The organism is Burkholderia sp. BCC0405 (genome assembly GCF_902833075.1).
Taxonomy (GTDB): domain Bacteria; phylum Pseudomonadota; class Gammaproteobacteria; order Burkholderiales; family Burkholderiaceae; genus Burkholderia.
Genome location: NZ_CADFEO010000007.1, coordinates 368,048 through 383,385, shown reverse-complemented (window position 1 = coordinate 383,385; position 15,338 = coordinate 368,048). Strand labels below are relative to the sequence as shown.

At 66.7% G+C, this 15,338-nt stretch carries 13 protein-coding genes; 8 read left to right on the top strand and 5 right to left on the bottom strand.

Annotated elements, in window-relative coordinates; all coding sequences use genetic code 11:
* Nucleotides 1–21: 21 nt before the first annotated feature.
* Both HWX36_RS14740 and HWX36_RS14735 read right to left on the bottom strand, forming a co-directional pair.
* Nucleotides 22–4,059, bottom strand: coding sequence for a TOMM system kinase/cyclase fusion protein (locus HWX36_RS14740; protein ID WP_175952807.1), 4,038 nt, complete (start codon nt 4,057–4,059; stop codon nt 22–24).
* Entirely contained in the window at nt 4,056–5,057 is a 1,002-nt protein-coding gene (locus HWX36_RS14735; protein WP_175952806.1) for an FHA domain-containing protein, read from the bottom strand. Before HWX36_RS14735 ends, HWX36_RS14740 begins: the two co-directional genes overlap by 4 nt.
* 775 nt (nt 5,058–5,832) lie before the next feature.
* On the opposite strand from HWX36_RS14735, the gene HWX36_RS14730 reads away from it, so the two are divergent.
* From HWX36_RS14730 to HWX36_RS14720, 3 genes are all read left to right on the top strand, one after another.
* Complete coding sequence (locus tag HWX36_RS14730) at nt 5,833–6,543, top strand: PadR family transcriptional regulator (protein WP_175952805.1); 711 nt, start codon at nt 5,833–5,835, stop codon at nt 6,541–6,543.
* A 38-nt stretch (nt 6,544–6,581) separates the two neighbouring features.
* Nucleotides 6,582–7,403, top strand: a complete 822-nt coding sequence (locus HWX36_RS14725) for a siderophore-interacting protein (RefSeq protein WP_175952804.1) — start codon at nt 6,582–6,584, stop codon at nt 7,401–7,403.
* Between the two features lie 173 nt (nt 7,404–7,576).
* Complete coding sequence (locus HWX36_RS14720) at nt 7,577–7,801, top strand: hypothetical protein (protein ID WP_089446765.1); 225 nt, start codon at nt 7,577–7,579, stop codon at nt 7,799–7,801.
* 26 nt (nt 7,802–7,827) lie between these two features.
* Here HWX36_RS14720 and HWX36_RS14715 read toward each other — a convergent pair whose 3' ends face one another.
* Nucleotides 7,828–8,409, bottom strand: a complete 582-nt coding sequence (locus HWX36_RS14715; protein WP_175952803.1) for an undecaprenyl-diphosphatase — start codon at nt 8,407–8,409, stop codon at nt 7,828–7,830.
* 434 nt (nt 8,410–8,843) lie between these two features.
* Between HWX36_RS14715 and HWX36_RS14710 the strand changes: the two genes are divergently transcribed.
* The 4 genes from HWX36_RS14710 to HWX36_RS14695 are packed head-to-tail and all read left to right on the top strand — an operon-like array spanning nt 8,844 to nt 12,161.
* On the top strand, nt 8,844–9,584 hold the full coding sequence (locus HWX36_RS14710) for an acetoacetate decarboxylase (RefSeq protein WP_175952802.1): 741 nt from the start codon (nt 8,844–8,846) through the stop codon (nt 9,582–9,584).
* 52 nt (nt 9,585–9,636) lie between these two features.
* Nucleotides 9,637–10,422, top strand: a complete 786-nt coding sequence (locus HWX36_RS14705; protein ID WP_175952801.1) for a 3-hydroxybutyrate dehydrogenase — start codon at nt 9,637–9,639, stop codon at nt 10,420–10,422.
* Complete coding sequence (locus HWX36_RS14700; protein WP_175952800.1) at nt 10,419–11,636, top strand: patatin-like phospholipase family protein; 1,218 nt, start codon at nt 10,419–10,421, stop codon at nt 11,634–11,636. Before HWX36_RS14705 ends, HWX36_RS14700 begins: the two co-directional genes overlap by 4 nt.
* A gap of 60 nt (nt 11,637–11,696) precedes the next feature.
* Nucleotides 11,697–12,161, top strand: coding sequence for a hypothetical protein (locus HWX36_RS14695; protein ID WP_175952799.1), 465 nt, complete (start codon nt 11,697–11,699; stop codon nt 12,159–12,161).
* Nucleotides 12,162–12,231: 70 nt separating this feature from the next.
* Here the strand turns inward: HWX36_RS14695 and HWX36_RS14690 are convergent, their stop codons facing one another.
* Nucleotides 12,232–13,116 (bottom strand): LysR family transcriptional regulator, encoded by an 885-nt coding sequence (locus HWX36_RS14690; RefSeq protein WP_175952798.1) that lies wholly within the window; start codon nt 13,114–13,116, stop codon nt 12,232–12,234.
* A 120-nt stretch (nt 13,117–13,236) separates the two neighbouring features.
* Between HWX36_RS14690 and argC the strand changes: the two genes are divergently transcribed.
* On the top strand, nt 13,237–14,184 hold the full coding sequence (gene argC, locus HWX36_RS14685) for an N-acetyl-gamma-glutamyl-phosphate reductase (RefSeq protein WP_175952797.1): 948 nt from the start codon (nt 13,237–13,239) through the stop codon (nt 14,182–14,184).
* Between the two features lie 159 nt (nt 14,185–14,343).
* Here the strand turns inward: argC and HWX36_RS14680 are convergent, their stop codons facing one another.
* On the bottom strand, nt 14,344–15,267 hold the full coding sequence (locus HWX36_RS14680; protein ID WP_175952796.1) for a LysR substrate-binding domain-containing protein: 924 nt from the start codon (nt 15,265–15,267) through the stop codon (nt 14,344–14,346).
* Nucleotides 15,268–15,338 lie beyond the last annotated feature (71 nt).

The following is a 15,338-nucleotide window of genomic DNA, read 5'->3' as shown; positions in this document are numbered from 1 at the left end:
CTGATTGACGAATGGAACGACTTACGGCAACGACTGCAACATCGCTCCGGCGAGCCTGGCAATGCGGCCCATGCCCGCCGTTGTTGCAACTTCGCATGCGCGCCGACACGCGGCCAGCGCGGCCACGCCGCCGCATCGCGGGTCGGCCTGGCGCAGGTACTCGCACTTCTTCAGCAGCAGCTGTGCTTCGTAATACCGCTCGCCGGTCGACTCGCACCATGCGAGGCACTGCTCGACCTGCGCGAGCGCGGCGGGGTAGTCGCCGCGCTCGGCATCCAGCTCGGCAAGCAGCGATGCGTAGTAGGTCAGCCCGAGCAGGCCGCCCGACTGCCGCTGCGCATCGAGATGCGCGACGACGCCCGCGCGGTCCCCTTGCGCCCACGCATGAATGATCGCGGCGTAGTGCCCGACCGCGCGCAGCCGATGCGCGTCCGACAGACGGAGAATCGCTTCCGACAAGGTGCGGGCCGCGTCGCGATCGCCCGCCAGCTGGTACATGCGCGCGAGGTACATCATCGTGACGCCGAGCGTCGGCAAATGGTCGAGGCAGGCCGCGCAATACACCGCGTCGCGCGCCAACGCGAGCGAGGCCTGCGGATCGTCGTCCATGGACCAGCGCACGCTCGCGAGCGACGCCATCGTCCACGCGCGCGTATCGAGCCCCAGGAGGCGCCGATGGTCCGCGTCGCGCCGCACGTCGTAACCGGCCAGCACCGCGTCGAACGCGGCGCGGGCGCGTGTATAGTCGCCGTCGACCCACAGGCTCATGCCGCGCATCGCGTCCGCCGCGACCTGGACGCCGGCATCGCCGCGCTCGGTCGCGAGCGCGTCGAGCCGCATGCCGATCCCGCGCACGGTGGGACGATCGCCGGCGACGTGGTAATAAGTCGACAGCGTCCATAGCGCGCTGATCTCGAGCTCCGGGTCGTCGAGCGTCTGCATCTGCCGCAACAGTTGCTCCGCATGCTCGCGCACCTGCGGATCCGCCCAGCCGAACCGTGCCATCGTCGCGTGCGTCAACGTCGCGCGGATGCGCGCGCTGTCGTGCTCGCGTTGCGCGTAGTCGGCATTGCCGAGCCAGTCGAACACCGACTGCCCGTAGCGGATCGCATCGTCGTACCGGGAACGTTCGAGTGCGCGACGCGCCGCGTCGATGCCGTGGGCGATCGCGTCGGCGAAATCACCCGCGCGCGCGAAGTGCCCGGCAACGCCGAACGCATGCGCATCGGCACCGCGATCGGCCTCCGCGATCAGCGCGCGGCCGACGCGTGCGTGGTTGACGCGCCGCACGGCAGGCGGCATCGATTCATAGGCCGCATCGCGAATCAACGCGTGACGGAACGAATAAAACACGCGATCGCGCCGATGTTGCGCGTACACGATCCGCTCTTCGAGCAGCAGCTGCAGATGCGCGTCGAGCGTGGCCCGATCATGCGGCGATGCGTGGGCGAGCAATTGCGCATCCACCTCGAGCCCGATGGTCGCGGCGAGCTGCGCGGTGTCGCGCGCGTCGTCGATCCGGTCGAACGCGAGTCCGAGCATGCCGCCGAGGCTGAGCGGAAGCGGATAAGGGTCCGTGTCCCGCAGCCCCGCGAGCGCGCCGTCCGCGCCGCTCATCGTCAGCTCGCGCGCAACGGCCTCGATGAACAGCGGGATGCCCGCCGTGCGCTGGGCGAGCTGGTCGAGCCAGGCCGGATCGAGCGCGCCCCGGCCCAAACACGCCGACATCAGGCGCTGCGCGTCGTCGCGCGGCAGGCGGCGCAGCACCAGGCGTTCGGTCGCGCCGCGCCAGCGCCCGAGCTTGTCCGGACGCGACGTGAACACGATGCCGAGCGCCGCTGCGCGCGGCGAGCGCTGCAGGTACGCAAGAAAGTCCTCGGTCGAGCGATCGATCCACTGGACGTCCTCGACGACGAGCAGTACCGGAGCGCCGTGGCCGAGCGACACGATCAGTTGCTCGAGGACGTCGAACAGCGCGTGCAGTTCGCGCTCACTCGACCACAGCAACCCCTTCGCGTCGCAGGGCAGCCCCAGCCAGGTCGCGAGCGCGACACGGGCCGCCGCGTGATCGCATTCGAGCGGCGCGATCATGGCGTCGATCGCCGCGAGCGCGAAACCGGCCGGACTGTCGGTGCCGATATGCCAATGCGCGCCGATGAATCGCAGGATCGGAAACAGCGCATGATTCTCCCGCTCGGGCAGGCATCCGCAATGCGCGAAGGCGTGGCCCTGAATCCGGACGGCCTCGCACAACTCGTGAACGAGGCGCGACTTGCCGATTCCCGCGTCGCCGACGACGAGCCGCGGCACACCGTGCGGCGCGGGCTCGCCGCGCTTCAAGCGACGATGTCTTGCGAGCGTCTCCTGCCACGCGCGCAACAGCGCGTCGAGTTCGCGCGCGCGGCCGACCATCGGCACTCGCATGCCGGCGTCGAGCGAATCGAACGGCGTATCGGCGCGACGCTCGCCGAGCAATTCATGAACCGGCTGCGGCACGAGGCCCGCACGCGCCAGCCGCAACGAGGTCGGCCGATAGTCGGCATGCCGTTCGAGCGCGAGCCGCGCATCGTCGCTGATCAGGATCTGCCCGGGTCCTGCAAGCCGCAGCAGCCGCGCCGCCGCCGCGGGCGTCGATACGCCCGACATGCGCGACGCATGGGTGAGAACGTGCCCGACGTGAATCGCGGCGGCCACTTCGACGCGCCAGCTTTCGGCACCGGCGCGGCCGCCGGCCGTCGTCGGCAGCCGTGCGCGCTCGGCCAATCGCACCATGTCGAGCGCCGCGCGCGCCGCCCGCCGCGCCGGCCGGTCGATGTCGCCTCGCAGGCCGAAATGGAACAGCAGCGTGTCGCCGAGCCGTCCGTCGACCTGCGCGCCATAGCCGACTGCGATGTCGGCGCACTTCGTCAGCCATTGCTCCTCGTAGCCGTCGAGCAAGTCGCCGTGATCGGTGCCGGCGTGGCGTCGCCGGCCCGCCCCGGTAATCGTCACGCAACAGCACAGCGTGGTGATCTGCCGGTACTCGCCAGCCGTTGCGATCGTCTCGCTGTACGGTGCGAACGGGTGCGGACGCGCCTGCCCGCTTGCGCGGCCGGCATCGAACTGGCCGACGAGCGCGGCGAAGTTGAGCGCGCGAAACGGCTCCGCGAGTTCGTCGGCCGACGCGGCGCGCTGTTCCGGATTCTTGTTCAGCGCGCGCCGCAACACCGAGCCGAGCGGATGCGACGCGATCGACGGAGGAAGCGCGACATCCACCGGGCTGAGCTGCTGATAGAGAATGTCCGCCACGCTCGCGCCGCGCATGACCACATCGCCCGTCAGGCATTCGATCACGACCAGGCCCCACGCATACAGATCGCTCCTGGGCGTCGGCGGCTCGTTGCGCAATTGCTCGGGCGCGCAATAGGGCGGCGAACCGAGCACCTCGGTTGCCAGCGTCGAGGTCTGGCGCGCGATGTCTTCCGTGCCTGGCAGCAACGCGCCGATGCCGAAATCGAGGAGTTTCGCGTGCGGCCCGCCATCGGCCATCGTGATCACGATGTTCTGCGGCTTCAGGTCCCGATGCACGATGCCCCGCCGATGCGCGGCCGCGAGCCCGTCGAGCACCTCCGCCATCAGCCGGCCCGTGTCGACGGCCGACAGCGGCCCCTCCACCGCGAGCCTGTCGCGCAAGGTCCGGCCCTGCACCAGCTCGAATACCGCGAACAACCGGCCGTCGGGTGCTTCCCCCTTGTCCAGCAACGCCACGATGTTCGGGTGGCGCAGCGCTTCGCACAGGTTCGTTTCGCGCCGAAAGCGCGCACGCTGGCGCGCGCGTTCCTCGGCGCTCAGCGCAGCATCGTCACGCATCAGCTTGATCGCGACGTCTTGTCCCGTCTCGTCGCAGGTCGCTCGAAACACCACGCCGGCGCCGCCTTCGCCGAGCCTCGCGCCAAGCCGGTAATGCCGCTTGCCGGCAAGCGTGGCGAAAGGCGCGGCGGACTGCTGCTGCGCAGGGGCGTCCGGCTCGACGGGCGCGCGGGATACGGTCGGCATCACCGCCGGTTCGGCCGCGTTCACGAGTAGTGGACGACAGGAGCCGGCGCCGCGCGGCGCACACCGATACGCGACTCGACGTCCGGCACCGACTGGCATTCGAGGTGCTCGCCGCGCATGATGCGGAACGGAACATCGCCGAAGCGGACGCTGCCGCGCCGGCGCTCGACGAGCTGGCTCGCATTCGCCCCTGGCAGCGCCGCGAACTGGCTTCGGGCGCGGTGAATCTGCACGTTGACGTGGGACGTATCGAGGCCGAGCATGCGCGCGAGGCGGTCGAGTTCGATCCAGCCTTGCGTGGCGGCGTCATAACCGGCCTGCATGTCGGCCGAGCGCGCGCGGGCAAGCGTGACGAGGCCGTAGTGATGGGCACGCTCGCCAAGGTCGACCACCCCGCCGCGCACATGCAGCAACATGCGCACGTGCTCTTCGTTCTGGCTGACAAAGAATTCGAGCAATTGCGCCGGCGCGGCCGGATCCGCCGATGCGCCAATCTGCATCGTCGAACCGTTGCGCACGAGTGACAGGCGCCACGCGCAGTCGCCGATCGACACTTCATCGCCATCATGGAGCGTGCGCGGCGGCAACGTGTCGTCGCACAGCCATTCACCGGCCGGCGACCGGACGATCGTGACCGGCTGTGCCGCCCGGGCTGGCAGGATCTGGCGCGGCACGAGCACGATCGGATGCGTGGCGCCTCGGATCGGCCACAGCGTATCAGCCGGATCGTCGAGCGTATCGACGTGCCACGGCGCGCTACCGGCCCTGCCGAACCGGATCACGTCGCCTTGCTGCAGCACCGCATGCTCGCCGTCGCGCAACGGCACACCCGATACCGCCGTGCCGTTGCTGCTGTGGTCGTGAAGTTCCCACCGCCCGCCAGCCCAGCGGATATGGGCATGGGCGCGGGACACCGACGCATCCTGGATGACCGTATCGCAGCGCGCAGCATCGCGGCCGAACACGTGATATGCGCGGAGCAGGCAAGCTTCTCCGGAAGAGTGGTTCTTGAGCATCGCCATGGCCGCCCCGTATCGGATTCGCCCGGATCGCTCGAGTGACGCTTCGACGTTGCCGGGCCAGCGATTGATTCAATGATCGCGAACAATGCCGCCTGTTCGCCGCCTCGTTACCTGTTTCCTCGTCAGCTTCCTTTCAAATCGTTGCTCGACCCGCACACGTCATTTCATTAAATTGAATTATCGAGTTCTTTATTTTTTTAAAGCAGAGCAACTTGATAAAAATCCTGCCAAATAAAATCACACACCGCAACCGAAATACCTCGCCATGCATTTCACATTGCAATGCTTTACATTTTCGACGGATTTCCGAGTTGAAAATAAAGGGTCGAAGATCATCATCGCCGCGCATGCCCCCTTGAATCAAGCATTGATGAAATACGGTCACATTGAAGGACGGAGCCGATTCAATGATCTTTTCCAGAGCGGAAATTTTGTTTGGATAATATGAAATAAATCAAATCGTTTCGAAAATTCAAATGATTTCATCCGGAATTTTTAAAACCACTATTAATTGATTTACTGACAATGTCGGTTATGCGATGTCGAATGGTTCGCGACGTCATCGGGAGATCGATTGGTATCGGCTCGGCTGTACGCCCGGATCTATGGCCTGACCGATCACGAAAGCAGACGTCCCGTCGACCATCCCGTCATCCCAACCGGCACGTGAGTCACACGAGCATGGCACGCTTCATCCAACCCCAATAAATCCCCTTGACGACCTATCTTTCGATATATATCTTTAGATATGTTTTACGACATATAGGACTCGATCATGCGACACAACTCCTCCCGCGGCCATGCCCGATGCGACGGTCATGGTGCGCATGCTCGCCCTGACTGGTTCGCCGGTCTCTGGTACGCGATCGGCCGCCACCGTCGCGGCCACGATCCATTCGGTGGCGGCCCGTTCGGTGGCCGTGGCGGGCGCGGCGGCTTTGGCGATTTCGGCGACGACGGCATGCCGCGCGGCCGCCAGTTCAGCTCCGACGATCTCCAACTGCTGTTGCTTGCGCTGGTCGCCGAGCAACCGAGCCACGGCTACGAGCTGATCAAGGCGCTCGACACGCGTTCGAACGGTTTCTACAGCCCGAGCCCCGGCATGGTGTATCCGGCGCTCACGTATCTCGAAGAAGTCGGTTTCGTTGCGTCGCAGGCGGAAGGCAACCGCAAGCGCTATGCGCTGACTGACGCCGGCCGCGCCCATCTCGACGCCCAGCGCGAACGCGTCGACACGCTGTTCGCCCGCCTCACGCACCTCGCGCGCAAGATGGAGTTCATGCGCCGCGCGTTCGCCGGGGAATCGGCGGGCAACGAAACGCAGGACGAAGCGCAAGCAGGCTGGCTGCCGGAGTTCGTCGAGGCGCGCCTCGCGCTCAAGCGCGCGCTGCTGCACAAGAGCGCCGCCGACGCCGACGAACAGCGCCGCATCGCGGCCATCATGCGCCGCGCGACGGCCGAAATCGAAGGCGGCGCCGGCGCGTAAGCCGCGCCGCCCCGCCAAACCATCAGGAGAACGGATTGATGCAGAACCCATCCGAGCGCACCGTGACCCGCGTGCGCCACCCCCTCAAGTTCCGCTTGCTGCAGGTCCTGCGCGTGCACGCCGTGACGCCGCACCTGCTGCGCGTCACGCTCGGCGGCCCCGATCTCGCGGATTTCGAATCCGCGTCGTTCGACGATCACGTGAAGGTATTTTTCCCGCCGCCCGGCGCCGAACGGCCCGTGCTGCCGGCGCTCGGCGCGAACGGTCCCGAGTTTCCGGAAGGCGAACCGAAGCCGGTCGCGCGCGACTTCACGCCGCGCCGCTTCGACCGGGCCGCCTGCGAACTCGATCTGGAATTCGTGCTGAACCACCCGGGCCCCGCGTCGCAGTGGGCCGCACAGGCACGCGTCGGCCAATGGCTCGGCATCGGCGGTCCGCGCGGCTCGTTCGTCATCCCGACCGGTTTCGACTGGCACCTGCTGATCGGCGACGATACGGCGCTGCCGGCGGTCGCGCGGCGTCTCGAGGAACTGCCGGCCGGTGCGCGCGTGGCCGTCGTGCTGGAAGTCGCGGATCGCACCGCGCAGATCGGCTTCGACACGCGCGCCGACGTGCATGAAATCTGGCGTTTCCGCGCCGAAGCCGACGCGGCAGGCGGCGACGTGCTGCTGAATGCCGTGCGCGACCTGCCGCTGCCGCCGTCCGGCGACGGCTACGTGTGGGCGGCGGGCGAAGCGCTGTCGATGCGCGCGGTACGCCAGCACCTGACCGGCGAGCGCGGCGTCGACAAGTCGCGCATCCGCGCGGCGGCCTACTGGAAGCGCGGCGCGGCGGCCGTGCACGAAACGCTGGAAGACTGATGGATGCGGGTACCCGGGAAAGGGGTACCCGATTGAAGTTGACCGGCCGATGACACAATCGTGGCGTCGGCGCACCAGCGGGCTTGGCACCGCTATCGCGACTGGTATATATCTGTGTGTGCGACGCCGCTGTCGGGCGACAGCCGCCGCAGCCCGCCCAGGAGCGCCCGGTCATGACAAAAGAAAGCCACGCGTCGCCGTTCCTTCGCAACCTGAAGATCGCCGGCTATTGCGGCCTTGCCGCGGTGGTACTCGCGCTGTTCGTCGCGATGTGCGCGATCCTGAAGGAAAGCGCACTCGACCGCGACGCCGCGCAACACCCGGCCGATACGCCTGAACTGCACGATGCGGGCGGCGGCCCGTCTGCATCGGCCGAATCGGCCAAGACACCCGGGTGACGGCGTCCTGCCCGATCTCCTGCCGCTTACGGCGCGTGCCGGCGGCCCATCACGACTGCATGTACCGAATCGCCGAGCCGTTCGAGCCGTGCGGTCACGCGCTGCCCGAACAGGTGCGCGGCCAGCGCGCCGGCCGTGCCGACCAGCACGCCGCCCGCCATGTCGAACGGCCAGTGCACGCCCGCATAGATGCGTCCCCATGCAATCGCCACGGCCATCGCGGCCATCACGAACCCGGTGAGCCGGGTCGTGCCGGCGAGCATCAGCCCGACCGCCATGCTCCAGGCGAACGTCATGTGATCGCTCGGAAACGAGCTGTCCGGCGCGTGCGGAATCAGTTGCGTGCCGACGCCGGCCATGAACGGGCGCGGCGAGAACCAGAAATGTCCGATGACCTGCGCGAGCGCGAGCGCCACACACACGCCGACGCCGGCTTCGATCGCCTGGCGCCGCGTCGGGCGTGCGCCGAAGAGCCAGGTCAGCAGCAGCATCGCGGGCAACGCGTACACGAGCCAGTCGGCGGCGAAGATGGCGAGGCGGGCAATGCCCGGCTGCGGCGCAACCCCGGCGTTGATGGCGGAAAAGAGGGTGAGATTGAGGGTCTGCATGAATCCGGTTGCGTGGGGCGTAAAAAATCGGCCGGTTGCCCGGCCTGATACGAACGATGCTAAGGCGCACGCGCTTAAGCGATGCTTAATGGGGTGGCCGCACGGGGTGGCCGCACGCGACGAAGCCCGCCGCGGCGAACGCACTTAGAGCCTGCATCGCAACACAAGTTCACATAATTGTCATATTCCCGCGCAACCGTCTCCCGTAAAGGCTCACCTTTTTCACATCGTGGCGTCATCGACGTATGGAAACATCGAGACGCCCGCCGCCGTCCAGGCCGTTTGCGTCATTCATCTCAATATTTACGCTGCGAATGCTTCGAAATCGGCAACAATTAATTCCAAATGCGGCATCGCACAACGGCAACGCACAGGCATAGGATTACGAGCTTACGAGCACTCACCCACGAAGCGATCAACAACAAGGAGTCCGCATGAAACCCAGCGATGTCCGATCGAAAGCGTTTGCGATGCCGTTGACCAGCCCCGCCTTCCCGATGGGTCCTTACCGTTTCGTCGATCGTGAGTTTCTGATCATCACGTATCGCACCGATCCGGATCGTCTCCGCGAAATCGTCCCCGAGCCGCTGCAGGTCACCGAGCCGCTCGTGCACTATGAATTCATCCGCATGGCCGATTCGACCGGCTTCGGCGACTACACCGAAAGCGGCCAGGTGATTCCCGTCGAATACAACGGCCAGCCGGGCGGCTATACGCTCGCGATGTATCTCGACGATCACCCGCCGATCGCCGGCGGCCGCGAACTGTGGGGCTTCCCGAAGAAGCTCGCGTCGCCCACGCTGCAGGTGAACACCGACCACATCCTCGGTACGCTCGATTACGGCAAGGTGCGCGTCGCCACCGGCACGATGGGCTACAAGCACAAGGAACTCGACATCGACGAGCAGACCAAGCGTCTCGCCGGCCCCAATTTCCTGCTGAAGATCATCCCGCACGTCGACGGCACCGCGCGCGTCTGCGAACTCGTGCGCTACTACATGCAGGACATCAAGATGAAGGGCGCATGGACGGGCCCCGCATCGCTCGAGCTGGCGCCGCACGCGCTCGCGCCCGTGGCCGACCTGCCCGTGCTCGAAATCGTCGAAGCCCGCCACCTGGTCGCAGATTTGACACTGGGCCTCGGCGAAGTCGTCTACGATTACCTGGCTCAGTAACACGTCCGCAGTCCTTTCTCCCTGACAATCCTTTCACCACGGGAATTCGAACATGAGCAACCTGAATGGCAAGACCGCAGTCGTCACGGGCGCCGCAAGCGGCATCGGCAAGGAAATCGCACTCGAGCTCGCGAAGGCGGGCGCGGCCGTCGCGATCGCCGACCTGAACCAGGACGGCGCGAACGCCGTTGCCGACGAGATCGTCAAGGCGGGTGGCAAGGCGATCGGCGTCGCGATGGACGTGACGAACGAGGACGCCGTGAACAGCGGTATCGACAAGGTGGCCGAAACGTTCGGCTCGGTCGACATCCTCGTGTCGAACGCGGGTATCCAGATCGTCAATCCGATCGAGAACTACTCGTTCTCCGACTGGAAGAAGATGCAGGCGATCCACGTCGACGGCGCGTTCCTGACGACCAAGGCCGCGCTCAAGCATATGTACAAGGACGATCGCGGCGGTGTCGTGATCTACATGGGTTCGGTGCACTCGCACGAAGCGTCGCCGCTGAAGTCGGCGTACGTGACGGCCAAGCACGGCCTGCTCGGCCTGGCGCGCGTGCTGGCGAAGGAAGGCGCGAAGCACAACGTGCGCTCGCACGTCGTGTGTCCGGGCTTCGTGCGCACGCCGCTGGTCGACAAGCAGATTCCGGAGCAGGCGAAGGAGCTCGGGATCAGCGAAGAGGAAGTGGTGAAGAAGGTGATGCTCGGCAATACGGTCGACGGCGTGTTCACGACCGTTCAGGACGTCGCGCAGACGGTGCTGTTCCTGTCGGCCTTCCCGAGCGCCGCGCTCACGGGCCAGTCGTTCATCGTCAGCCACGGCTGGTTCATGCAATGAAGCCGCACGCCCGCACCGAAAAGCAGGCCGTCGATGCGGCGGACCTGCATCACGAGGCCGGCGCACCGGCCGCCGCGCGCACGCTGCCGTACGAGACGATCGCGCTCGTGCTGCAAGGCGGCGGCGCGCTCGGCGCGTACCAGGCCGGCGTGTTCGAAGGGCTGCACGAGGCGGGCATTCCGCTCGACTGGATCGCGGGCATCTCGATCGGCGCGCTCAACACCGCGCTGATCGCGGGCAATGCGCCCGAGCATCGTGTCGAGCGGCTGCGCGAGTTCTGGGAGACGATCTGCAAGCCGGCGTTCTTCCCGACGATTCCGGCCGCATTCGAGTTCGCGCTGTTCAACAGCATCGACCAGATCCGCACGTTCTTCACCGCATCGCAGGCCGCGAGCGCGATGATGCAGGGCCAGCAGGGCTTCTTCGTGCCGCGCTTCCCGCCGCCGCTGCCGGGCGTGTCGGATCATCCGGAGAAGATCAGCTGGTACGACACGTCGCAACTGCGCGCGACGCTGCTGAAGCTGTGCGATTTCGACCGGATCAATTCGGGCGAAACGCGCGTGTCGGTCGGCGCGGTCAACGTCGGGACCGGCAACTTCGTGTACTTCGACAACTCGCGCATCCGTCTCGCGCCCGAGCATTTCATGGCGTCCGGCGCGCTGCCACCCGCGTTCCCGCCGGTCGAGATCGACGGCGAGTACTACTGGGACGGCGGTGTCGTGTCGAACACGCCGCTGATGGAAGTGCTCCGCGCCCGGCCGCGTCGCGACACGCTCGCGTTCCAGGTCGATCTGTGGAGTGCGCGCGGGCCGCTGCCGCGCACGATGGCCGACGTCGCCGAACGCACGAAGGACGTGCAGTATTCGAGCCGCACGCGTTTCGTCACCGACACGCTGCAGCGGGAGCAGCGCTACCGCAACGTGCTGCGCCACGTGCTCGACCAGGTGCCGGAAGAGCAGCGCAAGGCGGATCCGTGGTGCATCGAGGCCGATGCGATGTCGTGCAGCAAGAAGTACAACATCCAGCACCTGATCTACCAGCAGAAGGCGTACGAGCATCACTACAAGGACTATCAGTTCGGTCTGTCGACGATGCGTGACCACTGGTCCGCGGGTCTCGACGACATCCGCAAGACGCTCGCGGTCAAGGACGGCCTCGCGCTGCCCAACAACGACTCGGGCTTCGTGACGCACGACATTCACCGCAAACGGTAATGCCGTGTGCGACGGATCGGCGCGATGCATGCGCCGGTCCGTCCTCTTCTCCGATCAGCCATGCCGATTTTCATTGCACTGTTCGCGCTCATCGCTGCCGGATGGGGCGCGGTTCACCTGTTTCACGTCATCGCCGCGCAGTTCGGCCAGCCGGTCGCGATCGCGGCCGCCGTGCTCGCCGCCGCGATCCTGATCGCGCTGGTCGCGTGGTGGATCAGGCGCCGTCGCGACATCGCACCGAATACGAAGGAAGAAGGCTGGACCCACGTCGTGCATCGCGCGTGGGGCGAGCTCCGTGTATCCGCGACGCAGGGGCTGCTGTGGCTGTCGCACGACGGCGCGGACGGCCGCTATACGCTGTCGCAACTCGACGGCTGTCAGGCCGCACCGATCGGCGGACGCTGGCATCTCGTCGTGCGCGTGCGCGATGCCGTGCGCGGCGAATGGAAGCTGCCGATGATGGACAAGCGCGATGCGCAGCGTTGGGCACGCGTGCTGACGCTCGCGAAGGACAACCGCCTCTGAAACGGCGCGCGGTGGATGCGTATCGGCGTCCGGCACGAACCGCCGCGCCGGCTGTCCCGCATTCCACGCGCTATCGCGCCTTCAGCGCCCACAACGCATCGAGCACGTGCTGCGTCGCCCGTTCGACCGGCCCCGCCCGATGCGCAATACCCAGTTCCCGCCACAACGCCGGGCGCAACGCCCGCATGACGATGCGTGCGTCGGGTAGCGGGGCGCCCGCCTCGTGCGGAAGCAGCGTCGCGCCGTAACCCGCCGCGACCAGGCTCTTGATCGCATCGTTGTAGTTGAGTTCGATCCGCGGCTCCGGCCGATGGCCGCCGAGCGCGAACCATTCGGTCGTGAGCCGCGACAGGCGGGTGGTCGCATCGTTGAGTATCAGCGGGCGGGCGGCCAGATAGCCGGGCGTGACGCGCGCCGGGAGCGGCCAGTCCGCCGGCAGAAACGCCATCACCGGATCGCGCCGCCACGCGCGGATCGACAACCCGGCGACCGCCGTCTGCGGCAGCGCCACCAGTCCGATATCGAGCGTGCCCTGCGCAATGCGCGCGAGTGTGTCGTGCGACGTCAGCACCGCGATCTGGACATCGATGTCCGGATGCTGCTCGCGCAACCGGGCCACCGCCTGCGGCAGCAGGTGCGCGATCGCGCCGGTCGATGCGCCGAGGCGCACGCGCCCGGTCAACCCCTGCACCTGCCGCTGCACATCGTCCAGCGTGGCTTCGACCTCGGCCAGCAGGCGACGCGCCCGCTCCACCAGCACTTCGCCGATGGCCGACGGCCGCACGTTTCCACGCGTGCGGGACAGCAACGGCGCACCGATGCGGCTTTCCAGTTCGGCAATGTGAAGACTGACGGTCGGCGGCGCGAGATGAAGCCATTGCGCCGCGGCGACAAAGGACCCTTGGTCGGCGATGGCGACCAGCGTGCGCAGGCGGTCCAGGCTGATCTCGCGCATTCCCCACCCCTCGTTCAAGAAAACTGAATCTGGCAGTCAGCAAATTCAACTTTTCCTATTCTAGGCGTTCGGCGGACGATACGGCTTTCCCGACGACCGAACCGAAGGAACGCGACCACCATGAGCCAGCCCACTGTCTACATCGACGGCGATCAAGGCACGACCGGATTGCTGATCCACGAACGCCTGCGCGGGCGCGACGACCTGCAGCTCGTTACGCTGCCGGATGCCGAGCGCAAGGATCCCGCGCGGCGCGCCGAAGCGATCAACGCAGCCGACATCGCGATCCTGTGCCTGCCCGATGCGGCCGCGCGCGAAGCGGTCGGCTTCATCCGGAATCCGGCGGTACGCGTGATCGACGCGAGTTCGGCCCATCGCACACAGCCGGATTGGGTCTACGGCTTTCCCGAGATGGCGAACGGGCACGCGCAGACGATTGCGCACGCACGGCGTGTCACCAATCCGGGCTGCTACCCGACCGGTGCGATCGGGTTGCTGCGGCCCCTGCAGCAGGCCGGCCTGCTGCCGCGCGACTACCCGGTGAGCATCCATGCCGTCTCCGGGTACTCGGGCGGCGGGCGGGGTGCCGTCGACGCATTCGAATCAGACGGCGCCACGCACACGAAACCGCTGCAGGTCTACGGCCTCGCGCTCGCACACAAGCATGTGCCCGAGATCCAGCTGCATGCCGGCCTGACGCATCGCCCGATGTTCGTGCCGGCCTACGGTGCCTATCGGCAAGGCATCGTGCTCACCGTGCCGATCGACTTGCGGCTGCTCCCTGCCGGCGTGACCGGTGAGCAGCTGCATGCGTGTCTTGCGCACCATTATGCCGACGCGCGTCATGTCGACGTCACGCCGCTCGCGAACACGCAAGCGATCACGCATCTCGATCCGCAAGCGCTGAACGGCACCAACGACCTGCGGCTCGGCGTGTTCGTCAATGCCGAGCACGGCCAGGTGCTGCTGTCCGCCGTGTTCGACAATCTGGGCAAAGGGGCATCCGGGGCTGCCGTGCAGAATCTCGACCTGATGCTCGGCGCGGCAGACGTGGCGAAAGCGGCATAGCCACGTGCGAGCACGATCGTCGGCCGGCCCGGCACAGTGCGGCCGCCGAGGCGTCGAGGCAAGGGGGGCGCTACCGGCGCGCGACGCGATTGCGAGCCGGAAACGGGTGCCTGCCGACGTTCCGCGCATGCTCCCGTAAAAGCTCACCTTTAGCCGGTTTCAGGCCGTCTCGTCACCCGCGGCGGCATTCAAACCGGCCAGCGTCTCCACCAGAAAATCCACGCAGACGCGCACCTTCGCCGACGCCGCAACGCGCTCCGGATACACGGCCCAGATGTTCGCGGGCTGGATTGCATCCGGCAGCACGCGACACAATGCGCCGCGTTCGATCAGCGGCGCGGCTTCCCAGATCGAGCGCAACACGATTCCGCGGCCGGCCAGCGCCCACTGCACGGCCACCTCGCCATGGTTCGTCGACAGCGCGCCGCCCACCTTCACGCTTGCCGTTTCGCCGCGCACGTTCAGCCGCCACACGCCGAGCGGGTGATCGCGCTCCTTGATCGCAAGACAGTCGTGCGACGCGAGATCCGCGAGCGAGCGCGGCGTGCCGCGCCGTGCCAGATAGTCGGGCGATGCACACAGCACGCGGTAGTTCGCGGCGAGGCGGCGCGCGATCAGGTGATCGGCGATCTCGTCGCCGATGCGCACGTCGAGGTCGTAGCCTTCGCCCGCGACATCGACGAGCCGGTCGAACAGATCGAGCCGCACGTTCAACTGCGGATAGCGCGAGGTGAAGTCGAGCAACGCCGGCGCGACGATATGCCGGCCGAAGCCGAAGCTGCTCGATATGCGCAGCGTGCCGCGCGGCACCGTGCGCGTGGTCGATACGTCCTCGACGAGATGATCGACGTCGTCGAGGATCTTCTCGGCGCGCGCGTACACGCGTTCGCCGGCTTCCGTGACCGTCACGCGGCGCGTCGAACGATGCAGCAGGCGCGTGCCGAGCTGCGCCTCGAGCAACGCGATGCGCTTGCTGACATAGGCGGGCGATACCGCGAGCTGCTCGGCGGCCGCGCTGAAGCTGCTCAGGCGGACGACCAGGCTGAACACGCGCAGGTCGTCGAGATTCGGCGATTTGTTCACGATTCGTGGAAAGTCGATTAACCTTTAGCGCGATTTTAATCCGGTTGGAAATAAATAGAATGACGTGACGC